Below are 19,599 nucleotides of genomic sequence, written 5' to 3' on the forward strand. Positions count from 1 at the left end.
CGTTGCTTATTTGAGCAATCGCGCTGGCCGTGGTTCGGCCTGAACTGTTACCATCCCTATGCTAACTTGCTCATAGGAAAATAGATGGAAAGCCGCCTTAGCCGCCTGGAAGCCGTACAAAGCATGCTGCTCGAAATCGGGCAGAAGTCGAGCAGCTGCACGGACATCGCCGAGTTCCTGCAGGCGGTGCACGAGGCGCTGGGCCGCATCATGTACGCGGCCAACTTCTTCGTGGCGCTGAGCGACGAGGGCGGGCGGGCCAACGCGGTTCGCTTCGTCTATTTCGTCGACGAGGTGGACGACGCGCCGTTCAACGGCAGCGAACTGGTGCAGTTGCCGGCGCCCGAAGATTCGCCGACCGCCTGGGTGCTGCAGAACCGCCAGCCACTGGTGATGACGGCCGCGGAGCAGGACATACACAACAAGGAAGGCAGCACCTGGGGCCTGGGCACGACGGCCGAACACTGGATGGGCTGCCCCCTGCTGGACCAGAACCACCAGGCGCTGGGCGCCATCGTGATCCAGAGCTACGACAGAGAGCATACCTTCAGCGAGGAAGACCAGGCGCTGTTCTCGCTCATGGCCAGCCACGTGTCGAGCGCGCTGCAAGGGCTGCAGAGCATGGACCGCCTGGAGCGCGCCGTGCACGAGCGCACCGCCGCGCTGGAGTACGAAGTGGCCGAGCGCCGCCGCGCCGAAAACCTGCAGCGCGCACTGTACGAGATAGCCAGCCTGTCGGCCGGCGCCTGGGACATGAAAACCATGTATGCCCACCTGCACGAGGCCATCAAGGAGGTGCTCACGGCGCGCAACTTCCTGATCGCGCTATACCACCCAAGCAGTAACGAACTCAGCATTCCCTACTACGTCGACGAGAAGGACACCGAGGTGCCCGCCGAAAAATTCCCCTTCGGCGAGGGCCTGAGTTCCTACGTGCTGAAGCAGCGCAAGCCCTGCCTGCTCGACCGCGACAGCTACGCCGGGCTGATGGCCGGCGGCGCAGTGGGGCCGTCGCTGGGCAACGACAATTTCTACAGCTGGATGGGCGCGCCCATGATGCTCAACGATTTCGCCTACGGCGTGCTGGTGGTGCAGAGCTATGACGAGTCGGTTGTCTACGGCCAGTCGGACCTGGACATCCTGGCCTTCATGGCCAACCACGTGGCGGTAGCGATCTCGCGCCTGCAAGCCGAGCGCGCGGTGCGCCGCGCCAAGGAGACGCTGGAGGAGCAGAACGCCGCGCTGAACACGGCGCTGACGCAGCTGCAGGAGGCGCAGGGCGAACTGGTGCGGCAGGAGAAACTGGCCTCGCTGGGCCGGCTGGTGGCGGGCGTGGCGCACGAGATCAACACGCCGCTGGGCATCTGCGTGACGGCCACCAGCCACCTGGTGCAGGAACTCAAGCTGACCAGGGAGGACCTGGCGGCCGGCGCGCTGGACGAGGAGGGGCTGAACCAGTTCTTCGACATCGTCGACCAGTCGCTGCGCATCATGACCACCAACACCCAGCGCGCGGCGGCGCTGGTGCGCAGTTTCAAGCAGGTGGCGGTGGACCAGTCGTCCGACAATGTGCGCAGCTTCAACCTGCGCAAATACCTGGACGAGGTGCTGCTGTCGTTGCAGCCCAAGCTCAAGGGCAAGCCCATCGCGGTGGAGGTGGACTGCGCGCCGGACATCCAGATGGAAAGCTTCCCCGGCGCGGTGTCGCAGATCGTCACCAATATGGTGGTCAATTCGCTGGTGCACGGTTTCGGCGAAGGCCAGCCGGGCAGCATCAGGATCAAGGGCCGCATCGACGGCGACCATGTGCACTTCGACTACAGCGACGACGGCATCGGCATGGATACGGCCACCTTGAGTCAGCTGTTCGATCCCTTCTTCACCACCAAGCGCGGCTCCGGCGGCAGCGGCCTGGGCGCGCACATCCTGTACAACCTGGTGACCGGGCCGTTGGGCGGCACCGTGAAAGTGGTCAGCGCCCCCAATATGGGCCTGCACTACAAGCTGCGCTTCCCGCGCGTTCAGCACGGCAAGCAGCAGGGGTGAGCGCGCTCGCCTGATTACTTCGCCTGGTATTTCGCTTTGATCTCGCCCATCGCCTTGTCCGAGGCGACGCTGGCCAGCGCCTGCCGCAGGGCGCGGACGAGGGCGGGGTCGGACTGGCGGTTCATGGCGAAGTAGGTGGTTGCATCCTGCAGCTTGATGCGCTTGGCGATCGCGAAAGGGAGCTCGAAGCGCGTCAGTTCGGTCTGCATCCGGCTCTCGGTGCTGACCAGGAACTGGATGCGGTCCGCCGCCAGTTTGCGGAAGTTCAATTCCGTCGAGTTAGCCAGATCCATGGCGCTGGCCGGCACGCCGGCTTTTTGCAGAAAGGCCAGGCCGGAGCTGCCGTTGATGACGCCGGTCCGCATCGTTTTCAGATCGGCGATGGATTTGATCTCGGGCGAGTCCGGGCGCCCATAGATCCACATGCTCTCCGTGGCGATCGGGCTGATCCAGAGAAAATCCTTTTCCCGCGCCGGATTGCGCACCATGGAATAGATCAGGGTGTTGGGCGTCTGCAGCGTCTGGGCATAGGCCCTGGCCCACGGCATCATCCGGATGATGCAATCGAGCTTGGCCCGCTCGCAGGCCAGCCTGAGCATGTCCGTCGCAATGCCGACGACCCGGCCGTCCTGTGTGAAGTGATAGGGGGCGGATTCTTCGGTATAGACAGTCAGCTCCGCCGCGCCCGCGCTGCCGAGCAGGATGTAGCAGAGGCCGATGGAGCGTATGAGCCGCGACTTCCAGAACATGCATACACCTTTGGTGAAAAAAAACCGGCGGGTGCCGGTTTCTTCATACTGCAGCCTCAATCGGGGAAGCGTTCGTTGATGGCAAGCGCCTTGTCGATATTGTTGATCAGGTGCTCGACGTAGACCGGATCCAGGTGCTGGCCCGCCACCTCGCGCAGGTGGCTGACCACTTGCGCGACCGGCCACGCGTCCTTGTAGCAGCGCTTGTGCATCAGCGCGTCGAACACATCGGCCACCGCGACGATGCGCGCGTACAGGTGGATGTTCTCGCCCTTCAGCCCCTGCGGATAGCCGCTGCCGTCGAATTTCTCGTGGTGCTGGTGCGCGATCACGGCGGCCGCCTTCAGGATGGGACGCTGCGAGCCGTCCAGGATGGACAGGCCGACCGCCGGGTGCTGCTTCATGATTTCCCACTCGGCCGCGTCGAGCTTGCCCGGCTTGAGCAGCACCGCGTCCGGCGTGGCGATCTTGCCGATGTCGTGCATCGGCGCGGCGTGGCGCAGCACCGCCGTTTCGTCGTCAGGCAGGCCGCTGGCCACGGCCAGCAAATGGCACACTTCGGACATGCGGCGCACGTGGTTGCCCGCCTCGTTCGAGCGCGATTCGACCACGTCGCCCAGACGCAGGATCAGCTCGGCCTGGGTGTCGGTGATTTCCTGCGTCAGCAGGATGTTGTCGAAGGCGATCGCCACGCCGGAGCAGAATACCTCCAGCAGCTTGGTGTCGATCTCGGAGATTTCCTCCACGCCCTTGAGCACCAGCAGCGAGGCCTTGCCGCTGCTGTTGGGGAAGTAGCCGACATAGGTGTCGCCCTGCACGCGCGAGATGCGGTTGCTCTTGGCCTCGTCCAGCTGGGCCAGCAGTTCGGGCGTGAGCATGTTTTCCTCGTCGCCGATCTGGGCCAGGATTTCGTAGTCGTTTTCGCCGCTGATGGCGGTGGCCGCGCGCAGGCGCAGCAGTATGCTGTGTTCCAGGCGCAGCAGGGCCACCACCTGCTGCAGCAGGCCGTTGGCGAAGTCTTTCAGGTTGCGTTGCTGGAAGATGTGGGCCGAGGCGGCTATCACGCGCTCCAGGCCTTCGCGGTAGTTCAGCTGGGCGACGCGCGCTTCCTCGACTTTCATGATGTCGCGGTAGGCGCGCAGGGCGGCAAAGGTCGTGGTGAACAGCTTGGTGCGGTCCAGCTCGGTCTTTTCCTTGTAGTCGTTGATGTCGTAATTGACGATCACGCGCTCCTCCGGCGCCTGTCCGGGCTGGCCGGTGCGCAGCACGACGCGGGTGAACTGGTTGTTCAATTCCTGGCGCATCCAGCGCGCCACTTCCAGGCCGCTGTCTTCCTGCTCCATCACCACGTCCAGGAACACCAGGGCGATGTCCTGCTCGCGCGCCAGCACTTCCTTGGCTTCGGCGCCGCTGTAGGCGTGCACAAAGCTCAGGGCGCGCCCGTCGAGGCGGAAGCGCGCCAGCGTCAGTTTGGTTACGTCGTGGATATCGGGTTCGTCATCGACCAACAGGACTTTCCATGGCGCGAGCTTGGGAGACGATGAGGACAAAAAAGACATAGGGGCGTATTCCGCAAAAAGACACTTGTATGCGCAATTTTTAGGCGCACTCTTTTGATTGTAGTCCGACATCCTGCGAATTAACAACTGGCAATAATCATTACAGTTACGCTAAACAACAAACCTGCTGCCATGCCGTATTTTAATATAGCTTTTGACAATTTTCACAATAGAAACTTCGGCGTTTGGTCGTCCCTAGATGGCCCTTCGCCAGAGGGATATTGCAGCGTGGACACTGCGTCCGCGTATGCACCAGCCAGTGCTGTCTTAGGACGAAAGCCTGTTTCCACGCCTTGAATTCAAAACTGTACAGACGGGCCTGTTTTACCAGTTCCCGCAGCTTCGCCGCCGGCAGGGCGCCGACCCGCGACAAGGGGTGTATGCGCAAGCGAAACAATACTTCGTTCTTGATAATATTCCCCACGCCGGAAAAAATATGCTGGTCCAGCAGGGCGTCGCATGCGAGCTTGTCCGGCACGGCGCGCAGCTTCTTCAGCGCCAGCGCCGCGCTCCACTGGTCCGACATGACATCGGCGCGCCAATCGTAGAGCTGGTCCAGGGAGCATTCGGCCAGTTCCAGTTGCTTGACCGCGCAGGTGTAGAAGTTGAGTTCGGCGCCGTCGTCGAATTGCAGGCCGAGACGCAGTTGCGCGTCCTTGCGCTCGTTGATGAGGTAGCTGCCGAACAGCAGGAAATGGATGCGCAATACCAGTTCCGGCAATTCGATCAGGAAATGCTTGCCCCAGCTGCGCAGCGACACGATGGGCTGGCCCGGCAGGCGGGCGAAGTCCACCGCCTTGCTGTTGCCGCTGGCGGCGGCGATGGTACGGCCGGTGAAGCCGGCCGCCTGTTCCTTGAGGATGACGATGGACGGGCCTTCGGGCATGGCAGCTCCTGGGTCGGGAGCTTGCAGTGTGCGCGCAAGCGGATGCGGCCGCCGTGCGCTCGCGCACCAAGCGGCGGAGCGCTATCGAGCGTCACAATGTTGTCATTTTTCTTGCATAGAATGGCCGGCGTTGCAGCCCTTCCACTCTACAGACAAAGAACATGAACAGCAAAGACCGCGTGCCAGCATCCATAGACGCCGACGAGATCGGCTACAACGATACCCCGAACGAACATTTCAGCGCCGTGCTGGAGCAGCGTATCAGCCGCCGCAACCTGCTGCGCGGCGGTGCCGCCAGCGCCGCCAGCGTCATGCTGGGTACCCTGGGCCTGAGCGCCTGCGGCAGCAACAACGACGCGCCGGCTGCCACCCTGCCGATTGCTCCGGTCACGCCTGTGCCGCCGGCTGAAAAGCTGCTCGGCTTTACCGCCGTCGCCAAGAGCCTGGCCGACGTGGTCGTGGTGCCCGCCGGCTACACCGCCAGCGTGCTGTACGCGCTGGGCGATCCGCTGACCGCCACTGCCACCGCCTTCAAGAATGACGGCACCGACGCCGACTTCGAGAGCCGCGCCGGCGACCACCACGACGGCATGGAATTCTTCGGCCTGGGCGCCGACGGCAAACCGTCGGCGTCCGCCGTCGAGCGCGGCATCCTGGCCGTGAACCACGAGGCGACCACCAACCAGCAGCTGTCGTCCTTCTTCATCCACGCCAACGGCGGCACCAACACGCTGCCGCGTCCGGCCGCCGAAGTGGACCGTGAAACTGCGCTGCACGGCCTGTCCATGGTCGAAGTGCGCAAGAGCGGCGCCAAGTGGGAATACGTCCAGGATTCAACCTTCAACCGCCGCGTCACCTGCTTGACCGAATGCGAGATCTCCGGTCCGGTGCGCGGCAACGCGCTGCTGGTGACCAAGTACTCCAAGGATGCCGCCAAGACGCGCGGCACCCTGAACAACTGCGGCACCGGCAAGACCCCGTGGGGCAGCTTCGTGTCCGGCGAAGAAAACTGGTCCGGCTACTTCACGCGCGGCGCGGCCGACAACGCCGCGCGCGGCAGCGACAAGAGCGTCGCCTCGCTCAACCGCTACGGCCGCAGCCAGGGCGCCGCCTCGCGCCACGGCTGGGAAAGCGGCGGCAGCGACGACAAGTACGCGCGCTGGAACAACAGCAAGCTGGGCGTGTCCGCGGACGGCAGCGACGACTACCGCAACGAAATGAACGGCATGGGCTACATCGTCGAAGCCGATCCGTACAACAAGGCCAAGGCCGTCAAGAAGCGCACCGCGCTGGGCCGCTACGCGCACGAGAGCGCCGCCTTCGGCAAAGCGGTGGCGGGACAGGCGCTGGCGGTCTACATGGGCGACGATTCGCGCAACGAATACATCTACAAATTCGTCTCGACCGCCGTCTGGAGCGCGGCCGACGCGACACCGGCCGACCTGCTGGCCACCGGCGACAAATACCTCGATTCGGGCAAGCTGTACGTGGCGAAATTCGCCGCCGACGGTTCCGGCAGCTGGATCGAGCTGAGCATCGCCAATCCGCTGATCGCCGCCTACGCCGGCTACAAATTCGCCGACCAGGCCGACGTGCTGGTCAACGCCCGCCTGGCTGGCGACGCGGTGGGCGCGACCAAGATGGACCGCCCGGAATGGTGCTCGGTCAACCCGGCCAACGGCGAAGTGTACTTCTCGCTGACCAACAACAGCAACCGTACCGCCACCCCGAGCAGTTCCTCGGCGCTGGTGCCGGACGCCGCCAACCCGCGCGCCTACACCGACATGAAGGGCACGGTCTCGCAGAACGGCAATCCGAACGGCCACATCCTGCGTCTGAAGGAAGGCGCGGCCGGCTCCACCGCAGTGGCCTTCACCTGGGACGTCTACCTGTTCGGCGCTGAATCCGGCGCGGACGCGGGCAAGATCAACCTGTCGAACCTGACCTCGGACCAGGACTTCTCCAGCCCGGACGGCCTGGCCTTCAGCCCGTCGACCGGCATCTGCTGGATCCAGACCGATGACGGCGCCTATACCGACGTCACCAATTGCATGATGCTGGCCGCGCTGCCGGGCCAGGTTGGCGACGGCAAGAAAGTCACGCTGACCTACCCGACCAGCGGCACCGGCACCCTGGCGGTGGACACCTATGTCGGCAAAACGCCTACGCCGGACACCCTGAAGCGCTTCCTGGTCGGCCCGGTCGATTGCGAGCTGACCGGCATCTGCGAAACGCCGGACGGCAAGGCGCTGTTCGTCAACATCCAGCATCCTGGCGAGGGCACCAACCAAGCCAACATCGCCGATCCAGCCAAGTACACCAGCCAGTGGCCGGCCAGTGCCGGCTACGGCGCGGGCAAGCGCCCGCGCTCGGCGACCATCGTCATCACCAAAAATGACGGCGGCAGGATCGGTAGCTGATCTGCAGCTGATTCGGCAGCCAGGCACTAAGTAAGAAATCGTTTCAACGGGCGGCAAGGCAGGGCGAACAGAGTATATTGAAATGATCCGATGTGTTTCAAATGAAAGGATCATCATCATGCGCTCTATACGCATCACCTTTGCCGCCCTTGCCATTCTGGGCTGCGGCGGTGCCTGGGCCGGCGCCAGCGTCACCTACGTCGAGCCCGACAAATTCCTCGACATGCCGTTCTCGAAGATTGACCGGGAGCGGGTGCTGCAGGATTTAAGCGACCATTTCGCCGAACTGGGCAAGCTGCTACCCGCAGGGCAGGAGCTGAAAGTGGAAGTGACCGACCTGGACCTGGCCGGCCGCATCGACCACATGCGCCGCAGCGGCAACGAAATCCGCGTGCTGCGCGGCAGCGCCGACTGGCCGCGCATGGAACTGCGCTACAGCCTGGTGCAGGATGGCAAAGTGCTGAAAAGCGGCGACGCCAAGCTAGCCGACATGAGCTATATGGACCACGCCAGCATGATCAATTCCAACGAATCGCTGCGCTTCGAAAAACAGATGGTGGACGAGTGGTTCGCCAAGACCTTTGGCGTGAAAGTGCGCGGGGTGCGAGGGTAGGGAAACGCCGGCCGGCGCCGCCATCAAGAGTGCGACCGGAACTTGTTGAATGTAGTAAATTGTCGAATATTTAACTAGTTCACAGTTGCAACATGCAAGCGATTTCGGCCCAAATTACCGCCGCCCTGGCGCAGTTCTCCAGCGACAACCGCCTGTACGCGCTGACGCTGGGCGACGGCGGGCAGGACCTCGGCGCCAGCGGCTTGCTGGTCGAGGCCTTCGCCGCCGACGACGCATTGCAGGGCACCGGCCCGCGCGACGTGATCGTGCTCTCCACCAGCGCCCACCTCGACCGCAGGTCTCTGCTGGGCCAGCCCGCCACGCTGGAGATCAGCCTGGCCGACGGCAGCCGCGCCAGCTTCAGCGGCGACGTTACGCGGGTGGCCATGTTGGGCAGCAATGGCGCTTACACCCGCTACCGCCTGCGCCTGACCCCTTGGGTGTGGCGGCTCGGCGAGGTGCGCAACAGCCGCGTATGGCAAGACAAGAGCGTGCCCGACATCGTCGACGACGTGTTCGGCGCCTATATGCCGCTGGCGCGCTGGCGCTGGAGCGAGGAAACCGCCTCCTTCATGGCCGACGCCGTCCCGCGCAGCTATTGCTGCCAGTACCGCGAATCCGACCTGGCTTTTGTCGAGCGCCTGCTGGCCGAGGAAGGCCTGGCGTGGCGCTTCGAACAGGACGCGGACGGCGCGCAGATGGTGCTGTTCGCCGACAGCAGCCGGCGCTGCGCGGTGCCCGAAGACGCCAGCAGCGAAGCCGGCGGCGGCATCCGCTTCCACGGCGCGCGCGCCGGCGAGCAGCAGGACACGATCCAGTCCCTGCAGGCGAAGCGCGCCACCAGCGTCGCCATGACCACGCTGCTGAGCTACGACTACAAGGGCAAGCGCGTGTATGGTTCGAGCTCATTGTCGCGCATGAAGGGGATCAGCGGGCCGGCGGTGGAATGCTACGACGCGCCCGGCCAATACCACTACGCCAGCGGCGCCCAGGCGCAGCGCTACGCCGACTTGCAGATGCAGGGCCGCGAGGCGCGCGCCCAGTCCTGGCGCGGCCGCTCCACGGTGCGCACCTTGCGCGCCGGCACCTCCATCACCGTCACAGGAAGCCCGCTGCAACAGGGCGGCGAAGATCCGGCCTATACCGTGGTGCGCGTGCGCAGCGTCGGCGTCAACAATCTGCCGCTGCCGGCGGCGCAGGCGCTCGCCGAACTGTTCGGCCCCATTCCTGAACTGCTGTTGGAAAGCGTGCCGCCGGACGATGCGGCCGGCTTCGCGCAAGTCATCGAGCAGGCGTCCGGCAGCGGCTACGCCAACAGCTTCGAGGCCATTGCTTCCGAACTGCCGTGGCGCCCGCAACTGCCTGGCAGCGACGGCCGCAGCCATCCGCGCCCGACCGCGCGCGGCGCGCAAACGGCCATCGTGGTGGGCCCGGAGGGCGGCGACAGCCCGAACGGCGTGGACGAAATCTATTGCGACCGGCTGGGCCGCGTGCGCATCCGCTTCCACTGGCAGGACAGCGGCGACGCCACCTGCTGGGTGCGCGTGGCGCAGCGCTCGGCCGGCGGCGGCATGGGCTTCCAGTTCCTGCCGCGCATCGGCCAGGAAGTGCTGGTGCAATTCATCGAGAACGACATCGACCGGCCCGTCGTGGTCGGCGCGCTGTACAACGGGCAGGGCGAAGGCGGCGTTGCGCGCACGCCGGGCGGGCAGGCCGACGAGGGAGATGGAGAGCAGCCGTTCGGCAAGGCGCACGACCACGCCGTGGCGGGGCAGGGCAACCTGGCCGGCGGAAACAGCCCGCTATGGCACGGCGCCTCGGCCGACAGCGCCGGCCACCGCAGCAACGCCGCGCAGTGGGGCGTACGCAGCAAGGAATTCGGCGGCAGCGGCTACAACCAGCTGCTGTTCGACGACACCGACGCGCAAGGCCGCGTCCAGCTCAAGAGCAGCCACGCGGCCAGCGAACTCAATCTTGGCCACCTGATCCATCATGCCGACAACCACCGTGGCAGCCTGCGCGGCCAGGGCGCGGAACTGCGCACCGACGCTTACGGCGTGGTGCGCGCCGGAGCAGGCCTGCTGGTAAGCAGCTACAAGATCGCCCACGCGGCGGGCGCGCGCGAACCGGCGGGCGACAACGGCGCCGGCATCGCGCTGCTGAAGCAGGCCGTCAAGATAGCCGAGACCTTCAGCGACGCGGCCAAGAAGCACGAAACGGTGGCGCTGGCCGGTCATACCGGTACGAAGAAGGCCGCAAGCAGCGTCCTGGACGACAAGGCCGCGCCGCTGGCGGCGATGCTGACAGCCGTGTCCGGCATGGTCGCCGGCGACGCGCTCGCCAGCGCCAGGGCCGACGCCGCCGACAAGAACACCGCGCCCGGCGACGGCAAGCTGCCGCACAGCACGGATTCGGTGATCGCGATCTCCGCCAAGGCAGGCCTGGGCGTGACCGCCGGGCACGATGTGCAACTGGCCAACGGCGAAACCGCCACGGTGATGAGCGGCGGCGACAGCCAGTTCGCCACGGGCGGACAGATGCGCGTGCACAGCCGGCAGGCGATAGGCGTGCTGGGCGGCGCGGTCGCTGCTGGCGAAGGTGGCGTTGGCCTGCAGTTCATCGCGGCCCAGGACGCGATTGATGTGCAGGCGCAACTCGACCAGATCAAGGTGCAATCGCGCGACGACTTAACGGTCGTCAGTGCCGCCGCCCACATCGATTGGTCCGCCGCGAAAAGCATCAAGCTGTCGACGGCGGGCGGGGCCAATATCACGATAGAAGGCGGCAACATCACCGTGCAGTGCCCGGGCAAGATTGTCGTCCACGCCGGCAAGAAGAGCTTTACTGGGCCAGCCCAGCTTAGTTACCCGATGCCTGCGCTGCCAAGCAGCATATGCCTCGCGTGCCTGAAGAAATCATTGGCAGCTGCGGCTGCGTTTACAGCAATCGAGTAAGCATGTTTATTGATGAATTTGAAGCCGGCTGGCTGGATGAACTGGATAGTTGGGCGGACGAACTGAGGGATGGACGGCAACTGTATTTGCTGATCGACGGCGTCTTTGTACCTGGCTTGCAGCGCCGCTTCATCAGCGCCCTGGGGGACCATGCCGTGTCGCTGCTGTTCGAAACGCTGCCGGCATGTTCGGAGGCGGTTAAAGATGCATCTCCCTTTGTCCTGCGCTATCCGCAAGGTCAGCAGGTCATGAAAGATTTGTTGAGGAACTGCAGCGGATGGCCCATGGTCAGCGTTCTTGAGACGGCCGAAACATTGGGGCAACTGGTGGCAAGGTTGGCCGCATGGTGCGTTGTAGAGAACGACGGGCAGCGCTTCAATTTTCGCTTCCCTGACACGCGCCGGCTGCCGGGAATTTTTGGCGCCCTGACGCCCCGGCAGCAAGGTGAATTCGCAGGCCCGGCCGTGCGATGGAATTACATCGGTCGGCAGGGCATCTGGCAGTCGCTGACGCTGCCGGGCGTTGCCCACGCTATACAGGAAAGACCGCAGAAGCTGGACAACGAACAGTTTGGCCGCATGGTCAGCGACAGCGAAGCAGACGAGATGATCGTACAGCTGGACTACCGTGGACAGCGGCTGGAAGGAAAACGATCTCAGGCTTATGCGACCGTCGCGCAAGCGCTGGCCATGGCAAATGCGCGTGAGTTGGCAAACGCTGACCGCTTCAAATGGGTGGTGGACCTCGTCCGTAGAGGCAAGCAGATGGACAAGATTGAAGCACCCGATGCGCGCGACGAGTGGCGCGTCGTTGCTAAATAAGGGGATTGTGATGATGATGGATATGAATACGGGATCTCTGTTCCGCAGTATTGCAAAGCGAGCGTTGCTTGTGTGCTTGCTCGCCACACCTGCTGTATTTGCTTTGGCGAAATCCACAATTTCGGTCAGCGTGCACGGCGTTAATTACAGCAACGAGACCTTCAGCTTTTCCGTGGAGGATCCAAACGACAATAAGGGGCCAAGCGCGGGCGAGTTGGTGGATCGCTTCGCCGCTGGCGGCACGGTCTGCTGCTACGACCTACCCAAGGAATGGCAGCCGGGCATCAAGATCAAAGTCAATTCTGTGCATTGGCTGAAGGAGACGGCAGACAAGAAGCTACCAGAGGTGAAGCAGGTTTTTGTGGTTGAGGTTCCACCTTACGTAGATGGCAAACCGGGCGAGCTGTGGGTGCTGCGCCAACCGGACGGTACTGTGGATGTGGTTTCAAGCGACTACCAGCCGAACCATGAAAAATGGCCAGGCAAAGTCAAAGGTTGGCCGGTGCCTTCGTTGGAATATAGGCGTGAAAGATGGGCATTGTTTTTGTCACTCGCGGAATCCGATGTGAGATCTTCGAAGCAAGCGCTTAGTAATTTGGCAGAAAACCCTGAGAAATATTCGGGTGTCGCATGGGCGTTAGGCGAAAAATATAGGCGAAAAGATATCGCGCGCTTCAGTGGCCCTACGGATCCAAATTTTATTCGCTGGCTCCAGGAGAGTTACGAAGCCAACTTGAGCGCAGGGGAGGCCAAGGTTAAGACGCTGCGTGAGGCCAAGCCATGACCGCCGCATTATTGCCTGCAGTTCCAATTGCATTTCTAGATGCGTCGAATATTGAAGTACTTTTTACAAATGAAGAAAGAGAATTTGCACTGAAGCAGAAGGAGTCGAGGGAACAGCCAAAATTCGGCGTTCCCGGCGAGTCATGCAATACCAATTTGTTCTTTGGATTCTTCTTCGACGGTACAAAGAATAACTACGTAAAAGCGGAAGAGGGAAAGAACTACTCCAATGTGGTGCGGCTGTACGATTGCTACCCCGGTCTCAGCGTTCCTGGCGTCCTGCCCGCCGCCATGGACTGGAGCTACAAGAAAGAACAGTTCACTCACTTTTTCAAAGCCTACATCCCGGGTGTCGCCTCGCCGTTCAAGGAAGTCGGCGATGACGGGGAAGGCTTTACCGAGACGCTCGGTGCCGGCACCGGCCGGGGAGGGCAGGCAAGGATCGCGTGGGCACTGATCCAGGCGATCAACAACGTCCATCGCTATTTCATGGGACGCGTGCTGATCACATCGACGGAGGCCGCATCGCTCGTGCACCGCATGGACTTGAGCAAGTGGCATCGGGCTCAAATGCCGCTCAACCGCCGGCACGAGCAGCCCGGTCCAAACGATAAAGAGAATGAGAGCACCCAGAAGATATTGATCGAATGGCTGGAGCAGCTGCATGCGGCCGTCTCCCAGCATTGGCCCAACAAGGACGGCAAACCCGCAAAGACCGATCCCGCAATCGTAAAGACGATTTTCATCTCTGTTTTTGGGTTCTCGCGGGGGGCGACGCAGGCCAGGGCATTCACGAACTGGCTCATGTCCATGTGCAAGCTCGACGCGCAGCTTTGCGGGAAGAACGGCATGACGCTGGGCGGCTTTCCCGTCGAGTTTGACTTCCTGGGCATCTTCGACACCGTCGCGTCCGTCGGCCTTGGGAATAGTTATGGCAACAAGTTCTGGGGCAGGATTTTCGATGGGCACGGCGCGTGGGCGGATGCGGAAGACAACCTGCGCATACCGGAAGGAATAAAGTGCCTGCACCTGGTGGCGGCGCATGAGATACGCCGCAGTTTTCCGGTGGACTCCATCTCGGTCAAGGGGGGGATGTCCGAGAACTGCGAAGAGATCGTCATGCCGGGTGTGCACTCCGACATCGGCTCCGGATATTGCCCGACTGAACAAGGCCGGGGCGTTGATCCCGATGGCGCCGACATGCTGGCGCGCATTCCATTGATCCATATGTACCGCGCGGCACGCCTGGCCGGGGTGCCCCTGAAGCTGGAACTGGCCAGTGATATTGTGAAAAAGCGTTTTGCCGTGACGCCGGCTGTGATCAATTCTTTGAACAGCTATCTGGCGATTTGCCAGGCAAAACCCAAAGGCGACGTGCATCCGAGTTTTACCGAGATCATGCGCGAGCAAACCAGGCTGCGCATCATGTACCACAGGGCGCGGCGCATGAAGGGCAGCCGGCCGGTCACGACGAGTGTCAGCTTCCAGCGCGCCACGAACTTCGACAAGAATGACTTGCAGAGCGCCTACCTGGAGCTGGATGACGAGATCGCGGCGTTTGAAAAATGGATGAGCAAGAACGGCAATAGCTCGCAAAACGACGTCCAGGTCGCCGGCTTCGAAAACGAGAAGCACAACGAATGGAAGGAAATCGCCCGTTGGTGGAAGACGGAACCACCGTTGCCGGATGCCGCCGTGCAGTTCTTCGACGAGTACGTCCATGACTCGCGGGCCTGGTTCAAGATTTCGCTGTCGGCGGCCGATAGCGAACAGAAAGCCCTGAAATTGCTCGAGAAATGGGCACAGACCTTGCGCGATGAAGAAGCCGCGTCGGCTTATCAAGACGGCGGCGGTGTTAAAACAAGCGGCCTCAGTGACGAGCAGGCTGCCGCTGCGCGTGAGTACACCAAAACCGGAAAGGTTCCGCGTATGCGGACCGAAGAGCGCGAAGACTGGGACATCGCTGGCTATTTGCGATATAGAAAGGTCTATGCCGGCGCGGATCGCTTCCTTATTTCCAGGGTCCCGGCAAACCGGTCCGGCGACGCAAACGAGCAGGCGGCGGCCTGAAGCTGCACGCGCGGGTCAATCCAGCCAGTTCACCCTCGGGAACTTGGCCAGCAAATCCTCCGGCATGGGCACCACCTGGCTGCTCTTGTAGTTGAAAAACACGAAGCCCGACTTGGCCATGGCCACCAGCGCCTGGTCTTGCGGGCGCGTGATGCGGAAGGTGATGTCGCCGCCGTACTTGTTGAAATCCATCACGCCGACTTCGAACAGCAAATGGTCGCGCGCATGCGCCTCCGCCTTGTAGGTCGTCGCCAGGTCGGTGACGATGATGCCGGTGCCGTCGGCCTCCGTCTCGCGCACGCCAAAGTCGTACAGGAAGCGCGCGCGCGCCTCCGAGATCATCGAAATCATCGAATCGCTGGCCAAATGGTTGGCGCCGTTGATGTCGGTGACGCGGACGGTCAGCTGGGTGGAAAACAACCGCGAGTTGAATGCCATTGACGCCTAACCATTCACAGCCGTACCATGGACACTCAAAACAGGCATGCGGTTGTTGACCGGAGTTACTCATGGCTAAGGCGGCGAAGCGAAGGCGACGCACTCGGCTTTCTGGCGTGGGCACGTCACGGGGGGCGCGAAGCATGGGTATTGGGCTCGCATTAGCCTGTCTGGCTCCACGGACACTGGAAATTCAACCAGTGCTCTCGTCGGGCTCGTCAGTGCGGGGGCATTGATGGCGAACCTGGAAACTATTCAGTTCCAACCCATGCGAGAGCTTGTGAAGTACGGTTGTGTGCGCTGGGAGGTTGATAGACTTGGCAAGCCGGTAGTTGATCTCCCGCAGATCTTCTGGGCAAACGGCGAACCTTGGTCCGAGGCGAACCACTGGGCGCTGACAAAGGCGACGAGCACCGCTGGCGGACACATTAAGACGGGCACCAGCCTTATGAAGCATTTAGGCGCGTATGCTGGCTGGCTTGAGGCGGAGGAGCTGGACTGGCGCCACTTCCCTGAACGCATGGCAGATCGAGCCATCGTGCGTTTCCGGGGTGAGCTGATCGCTCAACGGAATCTTGGGACCATCCGTCCCAGCACTGCCACGGCGCGCATGCTCGCCTTGATCCCAATTCTATCGCCACGCCCAAGCGTATGGCTTCGTCAGTCAACAGTCGCCCATGTGGCGTGACGACGTGGTGCTCTTGCGTTACCACGACACTGTCGGATTTGAGCGAACTCTACGTCGAGTGAAGTCAGAATTGTCGATTCCAAATCGGTTGCGGCGGCCTATTGCAACGCCGCGCAGGGCGCGTTCGGCCGCCGAGTTGTCGATCTCGATGGCGCCGTCGTCGCAGTAGCGCAGCAGCGCCGGCCAGAGTTTGTGCGAGTACTGGATTGCTGCCGCCGTGTCGGACTTGCGCGACAGGGTGTCGAGCGTGGTGCGCAGCCAGCGTTCCAGGTCGTCGAGTAAGGGGCGCGAACGGGTTTGCCGAACTTGTCGTCGTTGATCGGGTGGCTTGCCCCGGATCTCGGCTTCGACACATACAGTTCGGCGATGCGGCGCAGCGCCTCAGTGGTCAGCGCGGTCGGCCGCGCCGCGTGCAGATCGTAGAACTTGCGTCGCGCGTGCGCCCAGCATGCCGCCTCACGGAACACGCCGTCTTCGAACAAGGCGTTGAAGCCCGCGTACGCATCCGCTTGCAGTACGCCTTCGAACCGGGCCAAGTGGGTCTGCGGATGGATGCCTTTGCGGTCCGGCGTGTAGGCGAACCATACCGCCGGCGGCGTGATGTCGCTGGCGTGCCGGTCATCGCGCACATAGGTCGACAGGCGCGCTGTCTTGGTTTTGCCGTTTCCGGGCGCTAGCACCGGAATCGGCGTGTCGTCGGCATGCAGCTTGGCGGCAGCCAATACATGGCGCCGAATGGCGTCGACTAAGGGGCGCAGCAGCGCGCTGGCCGCGCCGACCCAGCTCGCCAGTAGGGCGCGGTCCAAATCGACGCCTTCGCGGGCGTAAATCAAGGACTGCCGGTACAACGGCAGGTGGTCGGCGAACTTGGCCACCAGCACGTGTGCCAGAAGGCCGGGGCCGGCAATGCCGCGCTCGATCGGCCGGCTCGGTGCCGACGCTTGCACGATCGCGTCGCAGCAGGAGCAAGCCAGCTTGGGGCGCACATGGCGGATCACGCGGAAGCTGGCCGGCACGAACTCCAACTGTTCTGCAACGTCTTCGCCCAGCTGGCGCAAACCGCCACCGCAGGCCGGGCATGCGTCGCTTGGCGGCGCGTAGACTACGCCGTGTATTTGATGCGCTATCTGACGGAAGACACTTCGGTCGATGTGACGCGCCAAATAGCATTGCCACCGCCAAAGGTCGCCATTACTGTTAATTTTTCAAGGACATGATATGCAAGGTGGAAAGAAATTATTTACGCTTGTGCTGGTGATTTCCGCTGTGAGCCTTTCACCTAGCGCACCCGCCTGCGCCGCGGACAGGATCTCCTTCTCACCCTCGAAAGGTGTGGAAGCGGTGTTGCTTATCAATGGACCGGCAGTGCAACTCAAGTTGAGCGGCCCCGAGATCGATGCAAGCGACACTATCGAGGTGGAAACCGAAAAAAAATTGAAGATCAGTGTCGAAGACTACAACTTCGACGGTCACAAGGACTTTTCAGTCTCTCACCTAGACGACGGCATGGGGACATACCAGATCTACCAGGTGTACTTGTATTCGCTGAAAGAAAAGAAGTTTTTACCGTTAACACCCAAGTGCGGCGATGAATTCATCAATTTGGTTGTCAACAAGACTAAGCGCACGCTGACCAATTCCTACATGGTCGACAACCGGTACAAGACCTGCCAAATGAAATACTGATTGACGGAAAGAAGAGGCCTTGGGGGACTGAAAGTACACGCATCAATCCAGCCAGTTCACCCTCGGGAACTTGGCCAGGAAATCCTCCGGCATGGGCACCACCTGGCTGCTCTTGTAGTTGAAAAACACGAAGCCCGACTTGGCCATGGCCACCAGCGCCTGGTCTTGCGGGCGCGTGATGCGGAAGGTGATGTCGCCGCCGTACTTGTTGAAATCCATCACGCCGACTTCGAACAGCAAATGGTCGCGCGCATGCGCCTCCGCCTTGTAGGTCGTCGCCAGGTCGGTGACGATGATGCCGGTGCCGTCGGCCTCCGTCTCGCGCACGCCGAAGTCGTACAGGAAGCGCGCGCGCGCCTCCGAGATCATCGAAATCATCGAATCGTTGGCCAAATGGTTGGCGCCGTTGATGTCGGTGACGCGGACGGTCAGCTGGGTGGAAAAGTAGAACTGGTCTTCCGGGAACTCTAATTTCAGGCGGGCCATGACGGTAGGGGCGGGTTGCGTTGCCCGCCATTTTAACGCGCGCGCCGGACGATGCGGTAAATCTGGCCGCCGCCGGCCAGCATGTACAGCTCGCCCTGGCTGTCCTGGCCGAAGGACAGCACGTTGCCGATGCTGTCGATTGCCCAGTCCTGGTTGTTGCCCGCCGCGCCGTTGCGGTAGGTGAAACTCTTCAGGAATCCCTTGCAGAAGTCCGAATAAAAATAGGTGCCCGCCAGCTCGGGAATGGCCGCGCCCCGGTACACATAGCCGCCGGTGATCGAGCAGCCGTTCACGTTGCCGGTGCCCTGCTCGTAATCGAAGGCGGGCAGGGTCAGGCCGCTGCGGTTGCAGCTGGCGGCGTTGTAGCAGGCCTTGCCCTCCATGATGTTCCAGCCGTAGTTCAGGCCGGCCTGGGTGGCGGGCGCCACGTCCACTTCCTCGCGCGCGTCCTGGCCCACGTCGGCGATGTAGAGCAGGCCGTCGCTGCGGTCGAAGGAGAAGCGCCACGGGTTGCGCACACCCGAGGCCCAGATCTCGCCGCGCCGTCCGGCCTGGCCCGCGTAGGGATTGCCGGACGGGATGCCGTACGTCAGGCCGGGGACGACGATGCCCACGTCCAGCCGCAGGACCTTGCCCAGCAGCGAATTCAGGTTCTGCGCATTGCCTTGCGGATCGCCGGCGCCGCCGCCGTCACCGGTGGCGAGGTAGAGGTAGCCGTCCGGCCCGAAGGCCAGCTGGCCGCCGTTGTGGTTGTTGAAGTCGCGGTGCGGGATGGTGATGACGCGGCCGGTGGTGGCCGGGTTGGCCAGGTTGGCGTTGCTGGTCGACACTTTCATGCGGTCAACGGCGATGTCGCCGTTGGTGTCGGTGTAGTAGACGAAGAAGCTGCCGTTCTGCGCATATTGCGGGTGGAAGGCCATCGACAGCAGGCCGCGTTCGCCATCGGTGCTGGTCTTGGCCGCCATGTCGAGGAAGGGCGTGGGCAGCAGCGTGCCGTTGGCCACGATGCGGATGCGGCCCGGCCGCTCGACAATGAACAGCCGGCTGTCGCCGGCCGGCGCGGTCAAAAAAGTCGGCTGGCTCAGGCCGCTGGCCACGGATTGCAGGCCCAGCTGCACGGTGGCGGGCGTGGCGGACGGTGTGGGCTGGGTAGGGTTGACGACCGGCGCCGGGGCTGCCGCCATTTCCTCGCCGCCGCCGCAGGATGTGACGCAGGCCAGGCAGAGGGACAGGACGAGGGGTGTTGCCACCACTTTAAGCGAACTTAAGCGCATGATTGCCTCCGTAGCCGCTTTGCGGCAGAAGGCCATTGTAGCGAGGCGGCGCAAAGGACGGCGCGCACGATCTGCGCGTCGTTTGCGCAGGCGCAAACGCGGCCAGCTTTATCTGTGGCCGCTTTT

The 19,599-nt window shown here is 62.7% G+C and carries 15 protein-coding genes and 1 pseudogene; 9 read left to right on the plus strand and 7 right to left on the minus strand.

The window, feature by feature from the left end:
* Window positions 1–84: 84 nt before the first annotated feature.
* Window positions 85–2,046, plus strand: coding sequence for a GAF domain-containing protein (locus ACSQ8Y_RS27535; RefSeq protein WP_436269561.1), 1,962 nt, complete (start codon window positions 85–87; stop codon window positions 2,044–2,046).
* Between the two features lie 14 nt (window positions 2,047–2,060).
* Here the strand turns inward: ACSQ8Y_RS27535 and ACSQ8Y_RS27540 are convergent, their stop codons facing one another.
* The 3 genes from ACSQ8Y_RS27540 to ACSQ8Y_RS27550 all read right to left on the minus strand — a co-directional run bounded on the left by ACSQ8Y_RS27540 (window position 2,061) and on the right by ACSQ8Y_RS27550 (window position 5,240).
* On the minus strand, window positions 2,061–2,795 hold the full coding sequence (locus tag ACSQ8Y_RS27540; RefSeq protein ID WP_436269562.1) for a substrate-binding periplasmic protein: 735 nt from the start codon (window positions 2,793–2,795) through the stop codon (window positions 2,061–2,063).
* A gap of 56 nt (window positions 2,796–2,851) precedes the next feature.
* Window positions 2,852–4,354: a DUF3369 domain-containing protein gene (locus ACSQ8Y_RS27545; RefSeq protein WP_436269563.1), complete on the minus strand. Its 1,503-nt coding sequence runs from the start codon at window positions 4,352–4,354 to the stop codon at window positions 2,852–2,854.
* A gap of 142 nt (window positions 4,355–4,496) precedes the next feature.
* Window positions 4,497–5,240 carry a DNA-formamidopyrimidine glycosylase family protein gene (locus ACSQ8Y_RS27550; RefSeq protein WP_436269564.1) on the minus strand — a complete coding sequence of 248 codons (744 nt, stop codon included), beginning with the start codon at window positions 5,238–5,240 and terminating at the stop codon, window positions 4,497–4,499.
* A gap of 161 nt (window positions 5,241–5,401) precedes the next feature.
* On the opposite strand from ACSQ8Y_RS27550, the gene ACSQ8Y_RS27555 reads away from it, so the two are divergent.
* From ACSQ8Y_RS27555 to ACSQ8Y_RS27580, 6 genes are all read left to right on the plus strand, one after another.
* On the plus strand, window positions 5,402–7,660 hold the full coding sequence (locus tag ACSQ8Y_RS27555; protein ID WP_436269565.1) for a PhoX family protein: 2,259 nt from the start codon (window positions 5,402–5,404) through the stop codon (window positions 7,658–7,660).
* A gap of 118 nt (window positions 7,661–7,778) precedes the next feature.
* Complete coding sequence (locus ACSQ8Y_RS27560) at window positions 7,779–8,273, plus strand: DUF3016 domain-containing protein (protein WP_436269566.1); 495 nt, start codon at window positions 7,779–7,781, stop codon at window positions 8,271–8,273.
* 92 nt (window positions 8,274–8,365) lie between these two features.
* Entirely contained in the window at window positions 8,366–11,227 is a 2,862-nt protein-coding gene (locus ACSQ8Y_RS27565; RefSeq protein ID WP_436269567.1) for a type VI secretion system Vgr family protein, read from the plus strand.
* 2 nt (window positions 11,228–11,229) lie between these two features.
* Complete coding sequence (locus tag ACSQ8Y_RS27570; protein ID WP_436269568.1) at window positions 11,230–12,048, plus strand: DUF4123 domain-containing protein; 819 nt, start codon at window positions 11,230–11,232, stop codon at window positions 12,046–12,048.
* Between the two features lie 10 nt (window positions 12,049–12,058).
* Entirely contained in the window at window positions 12,059–12,832 is a 774-nt protein-coding gene (locus tag ACSQ8Y_RS27575) for a DUF3304 domain-containing protein (RefSeq protein WP_436269569.1), read from the plus strand.
* Window positions 12,829–14,901 carry a T6SS phospholipase effector Tle1-like catalytic domain-containing protein gene (locus ACSQ8Y_RS27580; RefSeq protein ID WP_436269570.1) on the plus strand — a complete coding sequence of 691 codons (2,073 nt, stop codon included), beginning with the start codon at window positions 12,829–12,831 and terminating at the stop codon, window positions 14,899–14,901. Before ACSQ8Y_RS27575 ends, ACSQ8Y_RS27580 begins: the two co-directional genes overlap by 4 nt.
* 15 nt (window positions 14,902–14,916) lie before the next feature.
* Here the strand turns inward: ACSQ8Y_RS27580 and ACSQ8Y_RS27585 are convergent, their stop codons facing one another.
* Window positions 14,917–15,339 carry a thioesterase family protein gene (locus tag ACSQ8Y_RS27585; RefSeq protein ID WP_436269571.1) on the minus strand — a complete coding sequence of 141 codons (423 nt, stop codon included), beginning with the start codon at window positions 15,337–15,339 and terminating at the stop codon, window positions 14,917–14,919.
* Window positions 15,340–15,574: 235 nt separating this feature from the next.
* Between ACSQ8Y_RS27585 and ACSQ8Y_RS27590 the strand changes: the two genes are divergently transcribed.
* Window positions 15,575–16,027 carry a hypothetical protein gene (locus ACSQ8Y_RS27590; RefSeq protein ID WP_436269572.1) on the plus strand — a complete coding sequence of 151 codons (453 nt, stop codon included), beginning with the start codon at window positions 15,575–15,577 and terminating at the stop codon, window positions 16,025–16,027.
* A gap of 69 nt (window positions 16,028–16,096) precedes the next feature.
* On the opposite strand, the pseudogene tnpC reads toward ACSQ8Y_RS27590, so the two are convergent.
* Window positions 16,097–17,121 (minus strand): annotated as a pseudogene (gene tnpC / locus ACSQ8Y_RS27595) (IS66 family transposase); the annotation flags it as partial.
* Window positions 17,122–17,245: 124 nt separating this feature from the next.
* Between tnpC and ACSQ8Y_RS27600 the strand changes: the two are divergent.
* Window positions 17,246–17,713, plus strand: coding sequence for an XAC2610-related protein (locus ACSQ8Y_RS27600; RefSeq protein ID WP_436269573.1), 468 nt, complete (start codon window positions 17,246–17,248; stop codon window positions 17,711–17,713).
* Between the two features lie 42 nt (window positions 17,714–17,755).
* Here ACSQ8Y_RS27600 and ACSQ8Y_RS27605 read toward each other — a convergent pair whose 3' ends face one another.
* Both ACSQ8Y_RS27605 and ACSQ8Y_RS27610 read right to left on the minus strand, forming a co-directional pair.
* Window positions 17,756–18,199 carry a thioesterase family protein gene (locus tag ACSQ8Y_RS27605; protein ID WP_436269574.1) on the minus strand — a complete coding sequence of 148 codons (444 nt, stop codon included), beginning with the start codon at window positions 18,197–18,199 and terminating at the stop codon, window positions 17,756–17,758.
* Between the two features lie 32 nt (window positions 18,200–18,231).
* Window positions 18,232–19,473, minus strand: a complete 1,242-nt coding sequence (locus ACSQ8Y_RS27610) for a PQQ-dependent sugar dehydrogenase (RefSeq protein ID WP_436269575.1) — start codon at window positions 19,471–19,473, stop codon at window positions 18,232–18,234.
* Window positions 19,474–19,599: the final 126 nt, after the last annotated feature.

Origin of the sequence: Pseudoduganella sp. LjRoot289 (assembly GCF_964252925.1) — a bacterium.
In the GTDB taxonomy this organism is placed as follows: Bacteria; Pseudomonadota; Gammaproteobacteria; order Burkholderiales; family Burkholderiaceae_D; genus Rugamonas.